The 21,522-nt window shown below is 41.1% G+C and carries 19 protein-coding genes and 1 pseudogene; 10 read left to right on the plus strand and 10 right to left on the minus strand.

The window, feature by feature from the left end:
- From AB204_RS22755 to AB204_RS10740, 4 genes are all read left to right on the plus strand, one after another.
- Window positions 1-259: hypothetical protein (locus AB204_RS22755; RefSeq protein ID WP_047963369.1), on the plus strand; the 259-nt coding region annotated here is incomplete at its 5' end.
- On the plus strand, window positions 256-1,089 hold the full coding sequence (locus AB204_RS10730) for a D-alanine--D-alanine ligase family protein (protein ID WP_047963370.1): 834 nt from the start codon (window positions 256-258) through the stop codon (window positions 1,087-1,089). The genes AB204_RS22755 and AB204_RS10730, both read left to right, overlap by 4 nt.
- Window positions 1,073-2,419 (plus strand): DegT/DnrJ/EryC1/StrS family aminotransferase, encoded by a 1,347-nt coding sequence (locus tag AB204_RS10735; RefSeq protein ID WP_053067887.1) that lies wholly within the window; start codon window positions 1,073-1,075, stop codon window positions 2,417-2,419. The genes AB204_RS10730 and AB204_RS10735 overlap by 17 nt, the downstream gene beginning before the upstream one ends.
- A gap of 30 nt (window positions 2,420-2,449) precedes the next feature.
- Complete coding sequence (locus AB204_RS10740) at window positions 2,450-3,055, plus strand: nucleoside/nucleotide kinase family protein (protein WP_047963371.1); 606 nt, start codon at window positions 2,450-2,452, stop codon at window positions 3,053-3,055.
- Between the two features lie 241 nt (window positions 3,056-3,296).
- On the opposite strand, the gene pspF is transcribed toward AB204_RS10740, so the two are convergent.
- Complete coding sequence (pspF, locus tag AB204_RS10745; RefSeq protein WP_047963372.1) at window positions 3,297-4,322, minus strand: phage shock protein operon transcriptional activator; 1,026 nt, start codon at window positions 4,320-4,322, stop codon at window positions 3,297-3,299.
- A 274-nt stretch (window positions 4,323-4,596) separates the two neighbouring features.
- Here pspF and pspA point away from each other — a divergent pair, with 274 nt between their 5' ends.
- The 6 genes from pspA (at window position 4,597) to tyrR (ending at window position 10,294) form a co-directional block, all read left to right on the plus strand.
- Window positions 4,597-5,268, plus strand: coding sequence for a phage shock protein PspA (pspA, locus tag AB204_RS10750; RefSeq protein ID WP_047963373.1), 672 nt, complete (start codon window positions 4,597-4,599; stop codon window positions 5,266-5,268).
- A gap of 48 nt (window positions 5,269-5,316) precedes the next feature.
- A complete protein-coding gene (gene pspB / locus AB204_RS10755) occupies window positions 5,317-5,538 on the plus strand; it encodes an envelope stress response membrane protein PspB (RefSeq protein ID WP_047963374.1) in 222 nt (73 codons plus the stop codon).
- Window positions 5,538-5,900: an envelope stress response membrane protein PspC gene (pspC, locus tag AB204_RS10760; protein WP_047963375.1), complete on the plus strand. Its 363-nt coding sequence runs from the start codon at window positions 5,538-5,540 to the stop codon at window positions 5,898-5,900. The genes pspB and pspC overlap by 1 nt, the downstream gene beginning before the upstream one ends.
- A 186-nt stretch (window positions 5,901-6,086) precedes the next feature.
- A complete protein-coding gene (locus tag AB204_RS10765; protein ID WP_047963376.1) occupies window positions 6,087-7,484 on the plus strand; it encodes a YcjX family GTP-binding protein in 1,398 nt (465 codons plus the stop codon).
- Entirely contained in the window at window positions 7,481-8,566 is a 1,086-nt protein-coding gene (locus tag AB204_RS10770) for a YcjF family protein (protein WP_047963377.1), read from the plus strand. The genes AB204_RS10765 and AB204_RS10770 overlap by 4 nt, the downstream gene beginning before the upstream one ends.
- A gap of 135 nt (window positions 8,567-8,701) precedes the next feature.
- A complete protein-coding gene (gene tyrR / locus AB204_RS10775) occupies window positions 8,702-10,294 on the plus strand; it encodes a transcriptional regulator TyrR (protein ID WP_047963378.1) in 1,593 nt (530 codons plus the stop codon).
- Window positions 10,295-10,521: 227 nt separating this feature from the next.
- On the opposite strand, the gene AB204_RS10780 is transcribed toward tyrR, so the two are convergent.
- The 9 genes and pseudogenes from AB204_RS10780 to AB204_RS10820 all read right to left on the minus strand — a co-directional run bounded on the left by AB204_RS10780 (window position 10,522) and on the right by AB204_RS10820 (window position 21,468).
- Complete coding sequence (locus AB204_RS10780; protein WP_047963379.1) at window positions 10,522-11,322, minus strand: GNAT family N-acetyltransferase; 801 nt, start codon at window positions 11,320-11,322, stop codon at window positions 10,522-10,524.
- A gap of 135 nt (window positions 11,323-11,457) precedes the next feature.
- Window positions 11,458-12,360: pseudogene (locus AB204_RS10785) on the minus strand (serine/threonine protein kinase); the annotation flags it as partial.
- Between the two features lie 25 nt (window positions 12,361-12,385).
- Window positions 12,386-15,010, minus strand: a complete 2,625-nt coding sequence (tssH, locus tag AB204_RS10790) for a type VI secretion system ATPase TssH (protein WP_047963380.1) — start codon at window positions 15,008-15,010, stop codon at window positions 12,386-12,388.
- Window positions 15,011-15,103: 93 nt separating this feature from the next.
- Complete coding sequence (gene tssG / locus AB204_RS10795; RefSeq protein WP_235428071.1) at window positions 15,104-16,198, minus strand: type VI secretion system baseplate subunit TssG; 1,095 nt, start codon at window positions 16,196-16,198, stop codon at window positions 15,104-15,106.
- Between the two features lie 2 nt (window positions 16,199-16,200).
- Entirely contained in the window at window positions 16,201-18,075 is a 1,875-nt protein-coding gene (tssF, locus tag AB204_RS10800; RefSeq protein ID WP_047963381.1) for a type VI secretion system baseplate subunit TssF, read from the minus strand.
- A 15-nt stretch (window positions 18,076-18,090) separates the two neighbouring features.
- The gene (locus AB204_RS10805) at window positions 18,091-18,642 is read right to left on the minus strand and encodes a type VI secretion system baseplate subunit TssE (protein WP_047963382.1); all 552 of its coding nucleotides are present in this window, start codon (window positions 18,640-18,642) and stop codon (window positions 18,091-18,093) included.
- A gap of 84 nt (window positions 18,643-18,726) precedes the next feature.
- Complete coding sequence (gene tagH, locus AB204_RS10810) at window positions 18,727-20,370, minus strand: type VI secretion system-associated FHA domain protein TagH (protein WP_235428069.1); 1,644 nt, start codon at window positions 20,368-20,370, stop codon at window positions 18,727-18,729.
- A 95-nt stretch (window positions 20,371-20,465) separates the two neighbouring features.
- Window positions 20,466-20,960 carry an Hcp family type VI secretion system effector gene (locus AB204_RS10815; RefSeq protein ID WP_047963384.1) on the minus strand — a complete coding sequence of 165 codons (495 nt, stop codon included), beginning with the start codon at window positions 20,958-20,960 and terminating at the stop codon, window positions 20,466-20,468.
- A gap of 22 nt (window positions 20,961-20,982) precedes the next feature.
- Window positions 20,983-21,468: a type VI secretion system tube protein Hcp gene (locus AB204_RS10820; protein WP_047963385.1), complete on the minus strand. Its 486-nt coding sequence runs from the start codon at window positions 21,466-21,468 to the stop codon at window positions 20,983-20,985.
- Window positions 21,469-21,522 lie beyond the last annotated feature (54 nt).

Genomic DNA, 21,522 nt, shown 5'->3' on the forward strand with positions numbered 1-21,522 from the left:
TACTTTGAATGGTCATCTTTACTCTTTATCTCTCTCTATAGCTACTTTTGACGGATCATATTTTCATACACAGGCTGAAGTAGAATATGAAGGTTGCATAAAAAATAATAATATCCCTGATTATAAAACTATTAAGTTATTGCTTGAGGAAACTATCAGTTCAATTTTTATTATATCTGATTTGAAATTTACACACCTTACTAAATTAGATGAAATTCATGCATTGTTAATTAATAGCCAAAGAGAAAAAATGTCATGAAAAGAAAGAAATATATAATACAAAATATAGATGGCCCAGAGTCTGAATTTTCTGCTCTATCTGTTTCTAATGTTTTATCTGTGTTAAATGGTGAGGTAGTGCAAGTTAGTAGGTGTACTTACTTACGAATAATTCAGAAACTTGTTGATGGAGTGTGCTTTTTGTGTACGCATGGTGGTTATGGTGAAAATGGAATGCTTCAGAATGCAATGAAGGAAATTGGTGTGATGCATACACATTCGAATCCTGAGGCTGCTTTTGTTATGAGCTCAAAGCATCTGACTAAAAAACATTATCTTAGACTTGGTATACCTACTCCAGACTGGATATATCGTGGCCATCTCTATGGAGATAATGCCCAAAAAATTTCTTGTTTCGTTCATAAACCAGATGATGGAGGGAGTAAGAATGGTATCTTTGTAAGTGTAAATGGCAATCTGCACCACAACGAAATAGGCGAACAGCTAATTCAAGGTGACATCGAGGTATCAATTGTTGTTTATGGTAGTAATAATCCTATTTGTTTCCCTCCTCTATTAAGAGAAAGAAATATTAATAATATAGGTGTATTGAGAGAAACTAATACAAAGTTAGACCATGACCTATTAAAAAAGTGTTCTTATTATGCCAAGATTTTTCATATTTCTTTAGGAGCTAGAGGGTTAAGTAAGACTGATTTTGTTATAAATCCAGAAGGCTCTATCTATGCACTTGAAACCGATTCGCAACCAGGGCTTGCTCTAAACCAAGCGTCCGCACGGCAAGCAAACGCCTATGGCTTAAGTTACGATAAATTCATTGAGGGTATATTAAATGATCGAGAAAAGTAAATGTCTTGCACTTTTTGGTGGAGAAAAAATTGTCCAAGATCATTCTTCTCTTAGAATTAAATGGCCTATTGTAAGCGAAGAAGATAAAGAAGCTGTTATTAAATCATTTGATGATTATGATTTTTCAGGAAGAGGTTCTGAAGAGGTTTATCTTTTAGAAAAAGAAATGGCTAACTTTTTTGGTATGCCATATGCCACAGCCCTCAACAGTGGAACAGCTGCTCTACATGCTGCTTTAGTTTCATTAGATATTAATGAGGACGATGAAGTAATTGTACCTAACCTTACTTTTATCGCAACAGCTCTTGCTGTTGTACATAATAAATCAATCCCTGTTTTTGCGGATGTTGACCCTTATACTTACAATATCACAGCTGATAATATAGAAGCTGTGATTACTCCAAAAACGAAAGCTGTTGTTATTGTTCATATGCACGGCATTCCCGCTGACATGGACCCCATAATTGATATTTGTAAGAAATATCATTTATATATGATAGAAGATGTAGCTCAGGCACCAGGCGCTACGTATAAAGGAAAACTTGTTGGTAGTTTTGGGGATGCCTCAACATTCAGCTTAATGTCGCAAAAAAATCTTGCAACTTGCGGTGAATGTGGCATGTTACTTAATAAAACAATCGTTCAAAAAAATAAAGCTGAAATGCTAAGGATCTATGGTGAGGTTATAAAAAGCAATGAAACAAGAGTTTATAATTCTATTACCTTTGGATGGAATTATACTCTGAACCCTATCCAGGCATCAATGGCTAGAACCCAGCTAAGATCTTTTACCTCTTTAACAAATAGAATCCGTATAGCTGGTGAATTTCTTAATAAAACCCTCTCGAAATTTGATTGGTTAACACCTCCCTATAATAATGAAGATTTTAGGTCAGTTTTTCATTTTTACCGAATAATGCTAGACCCTACGAGGATAGGTTATGCAGACAGAGGAAGGTTTCGTATGGCAGTACAGCATGCATTGAATGCCGAAGGACTTAATGTAAGACACTACCAGACTGTGCCTGTTTCTGAACAACCTGTATTCAAAAATAAAATACGTGGTCTTAATTTGCCACCAAAAGAAAACTTTCCTTGTACATTACATATTATTAGATCTTCCCTAATTATAGGGGCAATAGGTTCAACTCCATCTTACCTTTTATGTGATGGAACATCACAACTTTATTTTCGGGGGATTGAAAAAATAAATAATAATATGGACCTTCTATTAAGTTATGCATCAAGCTTGGATTATCGTGAACCTTGGGAAGACGTTCCTGTAATATCTGATAGTTTTGGTGCGGAATATATCAATGCCTCTATATAAGGTAGATACAATTGCATAAGGAGAAAAACTATGTTCATTGGTTTTACAGGTTTAGATGGAGCAGGTAAGTCTACACAATCTGCGAAGTTATCACAATTTCTTAGATCCTTAGACAGACAGTGCTACGTAAGTGAATCCAAAGATGACTTGGTAGCTCAAACTTCACAGGCTATTGCTAAGAAATATGGTAAAACGCATCGTAGCTATTTTGGAGCTTATGCTTTCGAACTTTCAAAAGCTTTTAGTTCCGTTCGTTTTCATTTTTCGGTTATACAACCTATGTTAATACAAGGTATTGATATAATTGATCCTAGGACAAATAATTGTCGTTTGCAATTAGCTCGTTCACATGGTTGTGAAAACATAGACAAGGTCTCAGAAATTTATAACCTTATTCAGCCTTATGATCTGTTATTTTTCATTAAAATTGATCCTTTGATTGCTTATGAAAGAATTAATAAAAGAGGTACCGATTGCGAGGTCTTGGAAGAGCTTATATCTTTCAATAATCAACTTGAAGAAAAAACTCCTGATTTCGCTATAGCTATTGATGGCAATCAAGAAGCTGATATTATTTTTGATAATATAAGAGAAAGGGTTTTAGATGCTATAGCAATCCAAGACAAACGGGTCTAATTTAACTCCAATATTGGATTTTGAGTACGTTTAGCCGGGATTGACTGTTCTGTTTGATCTCAATAAGTATATATGAGTAAAATATATCCAACACATGATTCTCTTTTTCCAAGGTAAACCTTCAGAAATGATGATATCTCCATCAGTACTAAAATAGACTGTTGATAAATTAAGTTGCCCGAACAAAGAAAATTTCACGCGTAACCCTTGGATTGGCTACCTTGTTCCCACTGGTTTTTGTTTATTCACTGGTGTGAATATTGATATCGTGTTTTTTGATTAATCCACGTAGCTGGTGATAAGTCAGATTGAGCTTATCAGCCGCTTTCTTCTGACTGAATTGACTTTCTGCCAATGCCTGCATGATCAAAATCCTTTCACTATCATTTTGCCATTGTCTTAAATCAAGGGGTAATTGGGGAAGGGAGTAATCGGTCGGCTCACCAGCAATAGATCGAGATCGCGCATTAACAGGTTTTTCAACACGTCCTTGTGATGATGAAAATGGGTTGATAATGATAGTGTTTAATTCATTCTGATTATCGCCGTGTCGATAAATGGAGCGTTCTATCACGTTCTTTAATTCTCGGACGTTGCCGGGCCAATGATAAGAAAGTAGCTGCTGCTTGGCTTCGTCAGTAAATCCGGGGAAAAAGGTCAGGTTCAATTCACGACACATCTGAATCGCAAAATTTTGTGCCAGTAACATAATATCCTGTTGTCGTTGACGTAGTGGCGGGATTTGAACCACGTCGAATGCCAGTCTATCAAGCAAGTCAGCCCTGAACTTTCCACGGGCAGCCATGGCAGGTAAATCTTCATTGGTTGCACATATCAGACGTACATCGACTTGTAAGGACTTATTGCCGCCTACGCGTTCCAAATGACCATATTCAATGACGCGCAGCAATTTTTCCTGTACCTGCATGGGGGCGGTAGCCAGTTCGTCAAGAAATAACGTTCCACCGTCTGCCCGTTCAAAGCGCCCCTGATGTTTTGCATGAGCGCCGGTGAATGCGCCGGCTTCATGACCAAAAAGTTCTGAATCAAGCAGATTTTCATTGAGCGCAGCACAATTCAGAGAAATGAAGGGGTCTTGCCAACGCGGAGAAAGATAATGCAAACGACGGGCGATTAACTCCTTGCCTGTTCCTCGTTCGCCGAGAACCAAAACAGGCTTATTCAACTTTGCTAGTGCAGAGACTTGTTCCAAAATTTCAATAAAACAGTTTGCTTCACCTAATAGGTTATCAATAAACTGAGACATGGTATTTTTCGCCACTAGTTAGTCAATTTAACCACATTAAATTATTGCCATAAAAAGTCAAAGAAAAATTATTTTATTTATTTCAATAAGATATCAAAGATATAAAGTTGGCATGTATCTTGTATTTATACCTAAGTAATTTGCACCTAAGTAATTTGCATCTAAGTAAATTGTATTCAAGTAATTAAATAAATGCCTTACCGTGTATCTTGTATCCGCTTTAACAGTACACAGGCATAACATACATACATTCTAATGAAAGAGGTTTATGACTATGGGTATTTTTTCTCGCTTTGCTGATATCGTTAACGCCAACATTTCTTCTCTGCTGGATAAAGCGGAAGATCCGCAAAAAATGATCCGTTTGATGATTCAGGAAATGGAAGATACGTTGGTGGAAATTCGTTCAACCTCAGCGCGTACACTGGCAGAGAAAAAACAGCTTTTGCGCCGTATTAGCAATGGTGAAAACCAAATTGAGGGTTGGCAGGAAAAAGCTGAACTGGCGTTGAGTAAAGGTAAAGAAGATCTGGCTCGTGCGGCGTTGATTGAAAAACAGAAAGTTAACAGCCTGGTTGAAGTATTAACAAACGAACTGTCTATTTTAGATGAAACTCTTGAACGCATTAAGGGTGAAGTGACGGAGCTGGAAAATAAATTGACAGAAGCGCGTGCAAGACAACAATCATTAACTTTGCGTCATCAGGCAGCGGCATCTTCCCGCGAAGTACGCCGTCAGCTAGATAGTGGTAAAATAGATGAGGCAATGGCGCGATTCGAGCAGTTTGAGCGCCGGATAGATCACATGGAAGCCGAAGCGGAATCCGTTGGGTTGGGCAAACAAAAATCACTCGAACAGCAATTTGCAGAATTGAAAGCAGATGATGAAATCAGTGCGCAACTTGCGGCCCTGAAGGCTAAAATGAATCTCAAAGATCCACAATGATGACATATGTCATGCACAACTTATGTTATGCACAACTAAGGAAAGATAATGGGCTATATATTTCTGGGGATCCCACTGATCATCTTCGTGCTTTTTGTTTTACCCATTTGGTTGTGGCTGCATTATAGCAACCAGAATCGAGGTCAGTTAGGGAGCAGCGAGGTTCAGCGTTTAGAGCAATTGACAGAGAACGCCCGGCGTATGCAGGAGCGGATCAAAACGCTGGAAGATATCCTTGATGCCGAGCATCCAAGCTGGAGACAGTCATAATGTCGAATACATACCGCCGGAAACTCTATCGCTTGCCAGATCAGGGGATGGTAAAAGGGGTTTGTGCCGGGCTGGCAGATTATTTTAACGTGCCAGTTCCGCTTATCCGTACCATCACAGTACTGTCGCTGTTCTTTGGATTATTTGGCATAACTGTATTGGCTTATATTATCTTGACCTTTGTAATGGATCCCGCGCCTGCGGGATATTCGGCGGAGGAAAAAGATAGGGGGCCATCAGCACAGAAAATGTTGGATGAAGTAGATTACCAACTGAGGGCAAGTGAAACTCGCTTGCGTCAGATGGAACGTTATATTACTTCAGACACTTATAGTGTACGCAGTCGTTTTCGCCAACTTTAGACCGTGAACAATGTCAGGCTATAAATTTAGAATACTAAATTTAAATACCCTAAAATTTTATATAGAAAAATATGGGTTCTGGTCAGTAACATCGGAAATAGTATCAATCTATTGATAATAATTGTCATTGTGCCGATGTTACAGACCGGATGAAACAGAATCACGGTATCCCCTATTAGGAGAAACATGAAACGGTTGCAAAACGAACTATCAGCGCTTGTTAATCGTGGAATGGACCGCCATTTGCGACTGGCGGTAACAGGATTAAGTCGCAGTGGAAAAACCGCCTTTATTACTTCTTTAGTAAACCAGTTACTGCATGTTCATAGTGGAGCCAGATTGCCGCTATTTTCTGCTGTGCGTGACGGGCGTTTGCTGGGTGTAAAACGGGTACCACAGCGAGATTTTGGAATTCCCCGCTTTGCCTATGATGAAAACATTGCCGCATTGCACGACACACCACCGTATTGGCCAATACCAACGCGTGGCGTGAGCGAGATTCGCTTGGCTCTGCGTTATCGCTCTAAAGATTCTCTCTTTCGTTATCTAAAGGAAACCTCCACCCTTTATCTGGAAATTGTCGACTATCCGGGAGAATGGTTACTGGATTTACCCATGCTGGAACAAAATTATCTGGCGTGGTCACGGCATATGAATGGATTGCTCAAAGGGGAAAGAGCGAATTGGGCTAAACCGTGGTTGGAATTATGCAAACAATGTGATCCATTGGCCCCTGCCGATGAAAATTTGCTTGCCAGAATCGCTCAGGCTTATACCGATTATCTGCATCAATGCAAACAACAGGGGCTGCATTTTATTCAGCCAGGGCGGTTTATCTTACCGGGGGATTTAGCGGGAGCGCCCGCGCTGCAATTTTTCCCATGGCCGGATATCGACAGAATTGGAGAACCTCAATTAGCCAAGGCGGATAAACAGACTAACATTGGTATGTTGCGGGAGCGCTTTGCTTATTATTGTGATCATATCGTCAAAGGTTTCTATAAAGAGCATTTTCTCCGCTTTGATCGGCAAATTGTTCTGGTGGATTGTTTACAGCCTTTGAACAGTGGCCCACAAGCCTTTAACGATATGCGGCTTGCATTGACACAGCTTATGCAGAGTTTCCATTATGGTAAACGAACCTTGTTTCGTCGCTTATTCTCCCCTTGTATCGATAAATTGATGTTTGCTGCCAGCAAAGCTGATCATATTACAGCGGATCAACATGCCAACCTTGTTTCTCTTTTACAGCAATTGGTTCAGGAAGCCTGGCAAAACGCGGCGTTTGAAGGGATCAGTATGGATTGTGTGGGGCTTGCATCCGTTCAGGCAACAGAAAGTGGTATTGTCATTCATGATGGTGAAAAAATTCCTGCCATTAAAGGCAACCGCTTGTCAGATGATAAACCAATGACGTTCTTTCCGGGAGAAGTGCCACAGCGTTTGCCGAACAGCGACTTTTGGCAAAAACAGGGGTTCAATTTTGAATCATTCAGACCAAAACAAGTCAATGTTGATACGCCGTTACCTCATATTCGCATGGACAGCGCAATGGAATTTTTACTGGGAGACAAATTAACATGACCGAACCTTTGAAACCGAGAATGGATTTTGATGATCTTGCACCAACATCGTCAGAGTCATCTCTGAAATCAAAAAAAGAATTCAATGGGCAGGAAAAGGAATTCTATCCGGTTATGCCTGAACTGGACGCAGAGGAACAAGAGGGGGAATTTGAAGGTGCTGTCAATCAGGCACTGAAACCAAAACGGAGTTTGTGGCGAAAAATTTTTTCCGGCGCAATATTGCTGTTAGGCGTCAGTGTGATTGCACAGTTTATTCAGTGGATATATCAATCATGGCAGCAAAATGATTGGATTGCACTGGGGGTTGCCGCAGCGGGTGGCCTGATTATTTTTGCGGGAATAGGCACAGTGATAAGAGAGTGGCGGCGTCTCTATCACTTACGCCAGCGTACCGAAGAGCGAGATACTGCGAAGGTGCTATTGCAAAGCCATGGTATTGGCAAAGGGCGTCAATTTTGCGAAAAACTGGCAGAGCAGGCCGGAATTGAGCAACAGCACCCGGCATTACAGCGTTGGCAGGCAGCTGTGCATGAAACACACAATGACCGTGAAATAGTCATGTTATACAGCAAATTGGTTCAGCCTGTCTTAGATGTGCAAGCGAAGAAAGAGATCAGTCGTTCTGCGGCGGAATCTGCCTTAATGATTGCTGTCAGCCCGCTGGCTATTGTCGATATGGCCTTTATTGCGTGGCGAAATATTCGTTTGATTAATCGCATAGCGGCGCTGTATGGGATCGAATTAGGTTATTTCAGCCGCATTCGTCTGTTCCGGTTAGTCCTGCTGAATATTGCCTTTGCGGGAGCGTCAGAATTAGTGAGGGAAGTGGGCATGGACTGGTTGTCCCAGGACATTGCTGCCCGTCTTTCGGCGCGTGCTGCTCAGGGAATTGGCGCGGGCCTGCTGACTGCACGTCTGGGTATCAAAGCAATGGAACTGTGTCGTCCTTTGCCATGGATTGATGGCGACAAGCCGAAACTGGGGGATTTTCGTCACCAATTACTGACCCAGCTTAAAAGCACATTACCGACGACAAAAACCAAAAAGACCGAGAACAATACAGCCGCCAAAATACAGTAGCCAAATAGTGGCTACTGTCATTCCAGATTGACAACTTATTTTATCGTAAACTTTTACTGACAGGGCTTCATCTATTGCACAGTAACGGGTAACATTTCAGAAGGTTATGAACATCGTGTAAATAAGGTCAGAATAATGCGATTAGAAGTTACTTGTCAGGATCGGATTGGGTTAACTCGTGAGTTACTTGATTTACTGGTTTTAAGAAATATTGACCTGAAAGGAATTGAGATTTCTCCTGCTCGTCGTATTTACCTTAATTTTACTCAGATTGATTTCAACACCTTTCGTTTATTGATGGCGGAAATTCGCCGCATCAGCGGGGTGATTGATGTTCGGACGGTCGCCTTTATGCCGTCAGAAAAAGAGCATAGGGCGATGTGGACACTGTTGGAATCGGTTCCTGAACCAATCTTTTCTATTGATATGAAAGGAAACATCGAGCTGGCTAATCCCGCCTCACTGGTATTATTTGGCCTCAGCAAAGAAAAGATCAGCCCAAAAAACATCAGTCATCTGATTAACAATTACAATTTCCTCCGCTGGCTCGAAAGTGAGCATCACCAACCTCATTCGGCACATTTATCCATCAAAGGGCAGAACTATGAGATGGATATTGTTCCTATGCAGTTAACAGATGAAAATCAGGTCGTCAGGTGTGTAGGCGCTGTGATTATGTTGCGCGCTGAAACACGCCACTCAGAAAGAAAGATTGAATCATCGCTCAAACGATTAACGGTGAATGATGATTGTGCTTTTGAGCAAATTATTGCCGTCAGTCCTAAAATGGTTCATGTCATTGAGCAGGCACGTAAAATGGCAATGCTTGATGCCCCATTGCTGCTTATTGGAGAAACGGGAACCGGAAAAGATGAATTTGCTAAAGCCTGTCATTTGCGGAGTGCCAGAGGAAAACAGCCTTTTCTTGGGTTAAATTGTGCTTCTATGCCAGACGATGTTGTCGAAAGTGAGCTATTTGGTTATGCGGCGGGAGCCTACCCAAATGCGATGGAAGGCAAAAAAGGTTTCTTTGAGCAGGCTAATGGCGGTACGGTTTTGTTGGATGAGATCGGTGAAATGTCGCCACAAATGCAGAATAAATTACTGCGTTTCTTGAACGATGGAACATTCCGCCGTGTTGGTGAAGACAATGAAGTTAAGGTTAACGTCCGGATTATATGCGCCACTCAGAAGAATTTGGTTGAGTTAGTGCAAAAAGGGGTGTTTCGTGAAGATCTCTATTATCGGCTGAATGTTTTAACTATTACATTGCCTCCCTTACGGGAGCGTCGGGCGGATATTATGCCGCTGACAGATTACTTTGTTACGCGTTTTGCACAAGAGCAGGGTTTAACCAAGCCTAAATTTTCTTCTGATCTGGAGCCATTTTTGTCTGGTTATCACTGGCCGGGGAACGTCAGGCAACTGCGGAATGTTATCTATCATGCGTTGACTCAGCTTGAGACGAATAAACTATGCCCGCAGGATATTCAGTTGCCCGAATTAGAATCAGAGATGGCATTTAATGAAGATGTACTGGTGGGGTCTTTGGATGAAATCAGCAAGCGTTTCGAACGTTCCGTATTGACGCGCCTTTATCGTCATTATCCCAGCACGCGCAAATTGGCAAAACGGCTTGGCGTTTCTCATACTGCGATAGCGAATAAACTACGTGAATATGAATTGAGTGGAAAGAAACGTGCCTCTGAACATGAAGAAGATGAATAATTATTGATTTTAACACTCCGCCAGAGATTATCTCTGGCGGAGGTGTTTTGATTTTTTGATAAAAAATCTTCTCTCGTCATCTTCTCTCATATTGTATGATGCCAAAATACCTATGTTCCCAGCTTCAAGGATTTCTCACTTTTTCCTTATGTAACTTTTTTACAATTAAAAGATCCGCAAAAATAGGACTGGGTTTTTCTGACTTGTCTGTCATTTTAAAAAGATATTTAGTACATTATATATTTATAACGGCCATTTATAATATGCCATTTATCTTTATTCATTGCAGGCTCTAACACCATAACATCACCTGTTGTTTTTAGGAATCCCAAATCAGAATAAGCCTTTTCAGCTCTGGGTAATGCATCACATTGTAATTTCCCCTCTTTTCCTAAGTCTAATGATTCATTTACCGCATATTCCATTAGTAAATATCCAAAATTACGAGTTAGATAGTGCACAGCAAAATGAACAATTAAGGGAATATTACTTTTTGTAGAAAGTTGTAATATTCCTATAGGATTAGAGAAGTAGTAAGCAATAAAAAACGTATCTTCGTCACGAGAGCGATTAATTGACTTGTTTATTAACGTGAATATCGTTTTTGCACTTTGATACCTATAAAAATTTTTCGCTATTTCTTCTTTTTCTTCATTTTCTTCTTTTGTTAATGATTTTTTATGTTGTTCTAACACCAATCCATGATTCTTTAATATACTATTCAGGTTAAGAACCTCCGAGTGAGAAGTTTCTCCAATATTTTTATTCTTCCTTTCATTTTCCCTATTACCATTAAAAAAATCATGCGGAAATTGGTCTCCACTCATTCTATGTAATATTGTGTTTACGGCATAGGATGCTTCTTGATAATTTCCTTTCTTGATGTGCACAAATTTCCTGATATCCCTAAGATCTCGAAGTTCAGCATCAACAGACCTCATATCCAAAGTAGATTTAGTTTCCCGTAATGGATTTGATAAAAAATCATGATGATGATTAACACTCAACGATCTTTTTCTATATACCATGGTTAGACTCCCTTAAATTACACAATCATTATTGATATCTGCATCTTGAAATCCACAGGGAATAGATTGTCAGTATTCTGATAGCGTACCAAAATCAGATAATGTCGGGGACAAAGATGGTTCTATAGCAGATGATTTTATCAGCGCTGTTAATTCTGACGTGGTCATTGGTCGTTCAGAAGGTTGAATGGCTAAAGCGCGATCGATAGCATGTAGAAATGAGAGTGAATAACCAGCAGGTTTCCGTTCGGCCAGAGGTTGATAATTATCTTCAAGATTACGCACAATACTGACTGGCGGGGGAGTTCCGACAATTAAAGTATGGAGTACCGCACCTATCGCATAGATATCTGTCCAGAGGCCTTGCTGTCCTTCTTCATTGGCTGTGTATTGTTCGATAGGCGTAAAACCTGATCTTATGGTGACTTCAAGTTCATCAGACAGTCGTTCGTTCAGTTTTCTGGTTGAGCCTAAATCGAGTAGCACCGGTGCTCCATTTTCTTGAATCAAGATATTATCCAAAGAAATATCACAGTGCAGATAACCCGCTTGGTGAAGCGTATTAAGTGCATCAAGCAAAGGATACAAAATGTTGCAGAGCCAGCGTTGATTAATAATTTCCGGTTGTGTTGCTTGCAATACCTTTAACGTCTTTCCGCTGTAAAAAGGCGTTGCAATGTAGGCAGTGCGGTTTTTTTGCCAGAAATGAAGAAAAAATGGTAAGCATGGGTGGTTGAAACAACTCATAAAATGAGCTTCACGCATAAAATGAGTCAGCCCAATGTGAAATCTTTTTCTGAAATCTTCTCTACGTAGTTTTAACGTTAAATTTTGCTCACGCATTACCAGAGAAGCAGGCATATATTCTTTGATCGCAATGCTTCGTTTTAGTCGGTGATCCCAGGCACGATACACGATCCCGAACCCGCCATTGCCAATAACGTTTTCGATCTCAAATTCGTTCAAGCAGTATCCAACAGGTAGTGCATGTAAGGATAGATGACTGCCACTGGTGTAGTTATTATAAAAATTCAGCATAATAAATAGTCTCCTGCTCACAAGCCTAATTCGTGAATTGACATTGAAACTCGCCTTGTTCGAGAGATACTTGTAGCTGATGATATTGTTGATCATTAGCAGTGGCAGAAAGAATATGCTGACTAATTTGTGGTAGCAAGGTGTTGGTCAGAATGGCATCCACCATGCGGCCTCCTGATTCGATTTCTGTACATCGTTCGACGATATGCTTAACCAGGGCATTATCGAATGTGGCTATAATGCCATGATTTTCCAGTAAGCGTTTTTTAATACGATTTAATTGCAGATGAACGATATTTGCCATCACTTCATCGCTCAATGGATAGTAAGGTATAACCATTAAGCGCCCCAGCAAAGCGGCAGGAAATACTTGTAACAGCGGTTTTCGCAAAGCTGTGCTGAGTTTTTCCGGGTCTGGAATGGTGGCTGATTGCAAACACAGCGTGCTAACTAAATCAGCGCCAACATTGGATGTCAGGATAATGATGGTATTGCGAAAATCAATGTGGCGACCTTCGCCATCTTCCATCCAACCTTTATCAAAGACCTGAAAGAAAATTTCGTGAACATCGGGGTGGGCTTTTTCAATCTCATCCAACAATACCACGCTGTAGGGACGGCGGCGGACTGCTTCGGTCAATACGCCACCTTCACCATAACCTACGTAACCGGGAGGAGCGCCTTTCAATGTGGATACGGTGTGTGCCTCCTGAAATTCACTCATATTGATGGTGATTAGGTTCTGCTCGCCACCATATAACGTTTCTGCCAGTGCCAACGCGGTTTCGGTCTTGCCGACACCGGATGGGCCGCATAACATGAATACACCTACCGGTTTATTGGGATCATCTAATCTGGCTCGTGAAGTACGCACCCGTTTTGCGATTAATTCTAAGGCGTGGTACTGGCCAATGACACGTTGGTTGAGTGTATCAGCTAAATGTAATACAGCCTCGATTTCGTCTTTTACCATACGGCTGAGAGGAATGCCCGTCCAATCCGATACAACGGCAGAAACGACATTACTGTCTACGGTAGCGAAGATAAGCGGGATATCTCCTTGCAAAATTTTCAATTGCTGCTGTAGTTCTGTCAGCTCAGTATGGAGAGCATCGATATCATCATTGTGCTGCTGTTCATGAAACTGAGTGTGTAGATGAATAATTTGATCAATCAGGGCAAGTTCTTGTTGCCAGCGATTTTCCAGTTGGCTCCGTTTTTCTTCCAGTACAGAGAGTTTCTCGCGGATAGTTTCTGACCGTTGCTGATCCCCAACACCGACTTTTGATTCCCGTTCAGCGATTTCCAGTTCAATTTTCAAGGCATCAATTTGATGGCGGCAGTTTTCTAACTGCGGGGGTTCAGCATGTTGGCTGATTGCAACTCTGGCACAAGCGGTATCCAACAAAGCTATCGCTTTATCAGGTAACTGGCGAGCAGGAATATAGCGATGAGAGAGACGTACCGCAGCCTCAACCGCTTCATCCAATAAAAGGACATGATGATGTTTCTCCAGTGTATTTATCAGGCTGCGTAGCATCAGCAATGCTTTGGTTTCATCCGGCTCATGAACCTGAACAACTTGAAAACGGCGCGTAAGGGCGGGATCTTTTTCGATATACTTTTTGTATTCTGACCATGTGGTCGCGCCAAGAGTCCGTAATTGACCCCGTGCCAATGCGGGTTTTAATAAATTGGCGGCATCACCGGTTCCTTGTTGTCCGCCGGCACCGATCAGAGTATGAATTTCATCAATAAACAGAATAATGGGAATCGGGCTGGATTGTACTTCTTCAATCACTTTCCGTAAGCGGGACTCGAACTCACCTCTGACCCCTGCACCAGCCTGCAACATACCAATATCCAATAGCCAAAGCCGCACGTTTTGTAGAGGAGGGGGGACTTCATTTGTTGTAATCCGCAATGCCAGCCCCTCAATGACAGCCGTCTTGCCAACACCGGCTTCTCCTGTCAGCAGGGGATTATTCTGACGTCGCCGCATCAGAATATCGATAATTTGACGGATCTCTTCATCGCGGCCCGATACAGGGTCAATATCACCATTACGGGCGCGGGCAGTCAGTTCCTGCCCGTATTTTTGCAACGCACTGTCAGTCGATGGTTGTACCGTTGTTTGCGTATTATCGGGTGATAATTCGGTACTCTCTTGTGTTTCATTACTGCTACCGCAGATAGCGTTGAAATTATCCACCAAAGTATCTGTATTGATTCGATCAAACTGCGGGGAAATGGCTTTCAATGTATTGCGCAGATTGAACGTTTTTAACATACCAATCAGCCAATGTGCACTGCGGATCTTGTCAACACCAAATTTCAGTGAACCATATACCCAGGCGCGTTCTACAGCGCTGTCAATGTGTTCGGAGAGATCGGAAATCGTGCTCGCGCCGCGTGGCAGGCGATCCAGTGCTGCAATAATATCCTTTGTCAGGCTAGGCTCATCCAGTGCAAAGTAACGGATAATGAGTTGCAGGTCACTGTTTTGCAGTTGCATGAGTTGATGTAGCCAATGCACCAGTTCGACATAAGGATTACTGCGTAGTTTGCAAAATGTTGTGGCATTTTCCAGCGAAGTGAATAACAAACGATTAAGTTTACCAAAGAGAACAGAACGACTGATTTCTGACATAAATATAACCCGCAATAATAGTTGTTGTTTATGGGAGCAGTTAACCAGAGGTAAAAGTTAACCAGGGGCAAAAGTTAACCAGAGGTAAATAGATTAGAATTCGTTCCGGGGGGATTCTGGGTTATAGATTAAATCATCATAGTGAGCTGATTGGGTAACTTGTCCAATCCAGCTATTCAGGCCCAATTTTATTGTTTTTGACAGACGCATTTCTGTTATGGCTGATTTATCAAGGACTAGCCTGATATCCCATACATATTCAATACCCAGATATTGATATACCCAATCACGTAATTGCTGCGCTTTAGGTTGTCCGGGCAGAAACATGTCATATTCTGATTTGGTTAATGGTCCCAGCTCAATGCGGAATTTATGTTGAATATCGTATGCTGCGATGCCCAGAAAGGCAGATTTGCCTAAACTGGGCATATGACGTCCCGCTTTCAACCGGGCCTGATCCTGAGTGTCTATTTTCAGCCATTGTGGAATATTTTGGATGATTCTGACAGGGACTTTGAAATAAAAGAGCAGAATTTTTTCCAACCCTTCCGCACTATGCCCTTGGCGGGAAAGATGACCCGCCAGCGAGTAACGAGCGTGGCTTTTGATAGTGTCATTGATAGTGTTACTACTGAGAGCATCAAGCTCCTGCTGGGCGGGTAATCCCGTACCTATCAGACAGGCCAAATAATGGCAGAATTTCTGATTATCCTGCCTGTCCAAAGATGAAACTGGTTGTGCGTTGGCCCAGGCCCGATAGAACAGGAGTGTGAGTCGATGATGGAATAAATTGGCAAAGGAACTTAACGTTGAATCGTGATAATTATACTCCCGTGAATAGGCATATTCGGTTAAATGCAGGGGTAATGGTCCATTGGGACCAAATAACCCGAAACTGTAAATGAGAATGTCATACAATTTCGAATTTTCCCGCTGTTGAACGTCTGAAATCGTCGAAGGAGCGAATACCATTGAAGCTTTTTGTCCCAGACGCAGAGGTTCATAGCGTGGTAACGGAGCCGTTCCCAGCCGATAATATTCTCCAGATTGGGCATCTATTCGACGCAGAGTCTGGAATAAATCGAATTTCCACGGTGCTTGAGTCAGTTGTTGCCAAAAAGTATGTGGTAAGCGACATATACGATGGATGGTAATGATATCCGTCTTCATGTTTTTTATATGTATCATGCTCATAGCAATTTCTTGCTGCCTATACGAGCAGGCCAGAAACCGATCTGCCCGCGTTGCTGGCTATGCAGTGTCATTTCTATAAATGAGTTCATGGTTACCAGACGCGAAAATAATTTTTCCAGCACGCTGCCCAGAAGCCATGGGCTGGTTCCTGCAAATTCTTGCTCATCCACTTCAAGTTTAATACTGACACCTCGGGCGAAGACAATTGGTCCCGGCTCAGTCGTCCGACGATAGATTTCTTTTAGCGAGCAACGGCGTATTCCATTGATTTGACGTGTCACTGCGGGTTCAGCAAGCGTGGCATATAGGCTTAATAATTGCTGTAGTACCTGAATACTTTCCTTTTTATCTTTATCCATAAAATTCAAATAATTAATTTGAAGTTGGCTAATTAAATTCCATGATATAGAGCCTTCTGCCAAAGCAGGATGTGGAATGGTTGGCCTTTTAAGAAACACGATTTGATGAATAGGTATGGAATCCAGCATAGCAAAACTATCGATATCTTGTTGTCGCAACATCGCAGGTAAATCACGGTTGGTACACATAACATCGGCACTTAAATATTTTAGTGCGTTAGGCCATGGAGAATGGTGTTCATCGACAATTGAGATGAATGTTTCTGTACCGATATAGCTGGTACGGGTTCCGTAGTGATGAGCATGTTCAGACAAAATGCGGGGATCGCGGCGCAGGGTGAAATACGCACCATAATTGCTTTTGTCACCACTGTTCGTTGACCAAAAAGGGCGAAATATGCGTTCTTCATTGTGGTTTTCATCAGCGCCGTATAAATTTTGTACAGAAAAAATTTCGTAATCCAGTGGACGGATATTATCCACAACCAGATGATACTCATTGGTACTCTCATCGACAGTGACTCGTTCAGTCACTTTCGGGAAAAGATTAATCACGGGAGTACAGTTCAGTGCCAAATAAGAGGCATCGACCAAACTTTCTAAGTCACTATCGATTTTGTCCAGAAGCAGAATGAGTTCAAATTCGCTTTCTTTCTCTGTTTGTCCCAGTAAAGATTGCATTCCACGGATACTGAAGAAACGGAAACGTGCAGGAAAAGCAAAATATTCCTGAACCTGGCGATACCCACTGAAATTACGAGGGTCATTAGGCAACATTGCCTGATTATCTTCAAAGCCCTCGTGATGCGGTGAAATGTCAGGCAATACCTGATACTGCGGAGTTTCACCCAGCGTCTGACATACCATGCCAACGGAATGTTCCATAATCAATTCCAGCAATTTCTGGGATTGAATATCGGGTCCTGAAAGAAAAAAAGTCAGCGTATTCAGATCCAGCTCGTTAAGGAAAAACTTCCCCTGACAGGCAAAGCGGACCCGCAGTGCGCTGACAGCACCATACTGATGAAGATTTAATCCCATAAGAGGAATGTTGGCCGGGATCTTGCCAAGCTCCACTTTTTGTAAATTCAGTGGTTGTAAAACGACGTCTTGAGTCGTGGCATATTGAAAAGTAATTCCCTCTTTCTTCAATGTCTGGCAGAGCATGATAGTTCCACGGGGAACCAAAAATCCGTGGCTGACATCCCCCTTACTCATATCAGGTTTGAGTTCGGTGATAGCCATTGAGGGAGTGGGGGCCAAATAGTTGGGATACAGCATTTCCAATAAATGCTGGGAAAAATGTTGAAATTCCGCATCCATTTTCAACTGGATGCGGGCGGTGAGGAAAGCGAAGCCTTCTAACAAGCGCTCAACATAGGGATCAGCGATATCAATGCCATGCATTCCCAGGCGGTTAGCAACTTTGGGATAGCGTTCAGCAAATTCTTTTCCCATTTCACGCAAATACACCAGCTCTCGGTTGTAATATTCCAGTAACTTGCTATCCATGATTTTTCCTGTTTTTTATCCTGTTTCTTTCATAATGAAATAACCATTTTCCAGATCGATATCACTGCGGAATAAAAATTCAAGTGGCCAGGGAATACACCACAAAAATCCTTTTATTTCGATGGATAATACATTGTATAGTGACAGTGAATTTATATCGGAAATGCAATTTACCTGAAGATTATCGGGAATGATGCGTGGTTCAAAAATGCGAATAGCATTAATAATCTTATTTTGAATATCACACCATTCGATATCAGACATATTTCTACCGGCCAGTGGTTCCATGCCGAAGTTATAAACAGAGTGTTGTATTTCTGGGAAAGAGGAAAGATCTTGATTAGGTTCTCGATTGACGCTGTTGAGTAGCCACTGCAAATCCCGTAGTACATTTTGCCGCAGGGCTTTGTGTGATAATAGGTAATTGCTGACAGATTCTTTTTTCTTGGCAGTGTCGTTATCTGTGAGCCTGTCAAGTAAAGAAGGCAACATTTTATCTCTGGCTGTTATACGCGGAGGTTTTCTCGCATGATAACCACCATATAACAAAGTAATATTGTCATTCATTAGTCACCTATTAGGCATTATGGTTATGGGTGATATTGGTTGAGGTGACGAAAAAATTATAGAAGAGAAACATTGATTCTTTTTTTATTTATTTGATTTATTTTGAGAACATTTATATCGATGTATTTCTGCCTCATAGGCTTGCAGAAAATTTTTCCCTAATAAAGCATAATCCTGATCAAGCTTATGCGCTATTTCCTGATACTGTTTAGTGAAATAGTCCCATAAAGAGGCTTTATAAGTTGATGTTAAGGATAAACGAGGAAATCCACCTTCTTTACGTGCTTTTTGTTCAATAACGTTAGGATCGAATAACTGTAAGATATCTGCTGTAATGGTACGTAACCCTGCGATCATACCTAATTGATGGGCTTGGAGTTCGAGTAAAATATCCCGCGTAGCTTGTTCTGGTGACATAAAGCCAGGCATATGGTTACCAAACATTTGAACCAACACAGCCTGGCCTGAAGGTAACAGTTTAAACGGGTTGTTGGCATCGGCCAAAACTTGGGTCATGTCTGCATCTGTCTTGTATTTTAACAAGGTTCTTGAAGCATTAAGCGCCATAATGCCTTGGGATAGCTGACTGACCAATTTCCCCAATTGATACATTTTATGTTCATCAAACTGGGGTTGTTGAATATGATTGAGTCCCATACCATTTAATAAAGCTTCCAGAGACTTACCTTCTAATTTAACTTCATCTGTTTGGTGTGGATGCGGGGAATGGGGTTTATAGGTAACGGGATCAATATTAAGGCGTTCGCCGACACTTTCATCATTCTTACTGTTATTATCATGATGAAAAGAATTATCTGGATAATTAACAGGATTTTGATAATCGTTTTGATTATGAAGTTCAGGGTCTGATGGATTTTTTGCTGAACTCTTGATTATTTCTTCTGTTGCGTTATCCAAAGGCGTTAGTGGTTCAGCATTATCTAGCATTAAGTTCAAGGGATCGTTATTTTTAATATTCCCCTGAGTATGCTTATTGGCAAATAGTACCAGAGGATCAATTTCCTGCTTATTGCTCTGATTACCATATTGATTACTTTGCTGTAATAACGTGCTGGGCGTGGTGTCATTCAGAATATTTTCTTGTTGGAAATCGGTATCAGGATTAAACATTGCAATAGGATCGGTGGCACGGAATTGCAGGCTATTAAGGTCGATTGTTGTCTCCATTTGTTCCAGTGGATCAATAGGATTACGTTCCTGATGTTGTTGGGGTTTTATCAGCGGATTATCATCACTCAATGGTGTCGCTTGCGTTAGTGCGCTCTCTGTTGCTGCTGGAGTGAAAATATTTTCCAATCCGTCCCAGACCTCATTAGGAATATCCGCCGGTTTATTGTCGGAAGGTTCAGTCGTATTAATAATTCGTGTTGTAGCCGGAGGTGGCGCACTTTGTTTGATATTAACAACCTGAATTTGGTAATCACCAATATTCAGCATATCACCATCACAAACTTCAATCTGGCGGTCGGTCGCCATTGGGATTGTGTTCAGTGAAATCTCAGAAGCAGCACCACGATTAATCATGCGGCATTCGCCATCGGAAGAAATAGAAACAATGGCCTGCAAACGGGCTATGGTCTGTTCTTCATCGGGTAAAACCCAGTTATTGTCCGTGCTACGGCCAATAGTACCGCCAGGTGGTATGAAATCATAACTGAGTTGTGGAGGTCGGTTTGTTCCGGCATTTTTAACAATGGTGAATCGCATAATTATGGATGCCTATTGTTGGGAAAAATAACCTCCCTTTGAAATAGGGAGGTTATTATTGAAATAGCTGACAGATATTATTTACTATTTCTTTATTAAGAAATTTTCTTAGTAGCAATATTATAACCACAAGTAACAGCAGCTTCTGGAGTGCCGTCGAATTTCTGACCAATATAAGTTTCTGTATACTCTTCAAAAGCTAACTTAATAAAAATATCATTATTACTCCCATATGAATCATAAGAGGTATTACATAACGTAATAAAAACTTTTTTCATATCGAATATATAGAATGCTTCTTCTTCATCTCCACTGGATGATCTTAATATCTCGACTTTAGCCGATTCAGCATGTTTTCCCTTAAATAAATAATCACGTAAGGCCGTACTGGATTTATCATACAATATTTGAACTGTTAACTCACCGATAAAAGGTGTTCCTGCGCACAAACCTTTTTTCTGAGTAATACTAGCTTGATTGGTTATAGTATGTTCTATTGTTACAACAGCCATCCAATCAATATATTTGGTGTGTTTGGATTCACCTTTAATACCCTTTATTTCTAAATATCCACAGGTTAATTCGCTCATAATTAATTTCTCTTTAAATTAATCAAATAACTTTGTTAGCATAACGATCATAACCATGATGAATTGCTGCATCAGCTGTACCATCCGGTTTTTGCCCTGTGTATGTTTCTTCATATTGCTGGTAGTCTATTCCAATCTGACAATAACTACTATCACGACTCAGAGCCACGGTACTATGAACAATAAGAGATTGTGACAGCAGAATTTTTTGCCACACTATATCGGTTGCTTCTCCCCTTTTCATTATTTCTATTGTCGTTGTTTTTATATGCTTTCCTTGTAACAGATGTTTACGCATTGCAATATACGCTTTTTCTAGCTCGAATGCGATAAAGATTAAATCTATTACTGGTGTACCGGCAGTGAGGCCTGAAACCCCATCGACACTAGCTGGATTTGCAGTTTGAATACCAATGTTGCCAAAACCGGTCCAGTCTTTATGTTTGTCATCTCCGGATTCACCATCAATACCTTCAAACTTAATGTATCCATAATTAATCTCAGACATAATTTACTCCGATTAAATGACTAATATATATTTTGCAATTATGCACGGTTGATA

The organism is Xenorhabdus khoisanae (assembly GCF_001037465.1).
In the GTDB taxonomy this organism is placed as follows: domain Bacteria; phylum Pseudomonadota; class Gammaproteobacteria; order Enterobacterales; family Enterobacteriaceae; genus Xenorhabdus; species Xenorhabdus khoisanae.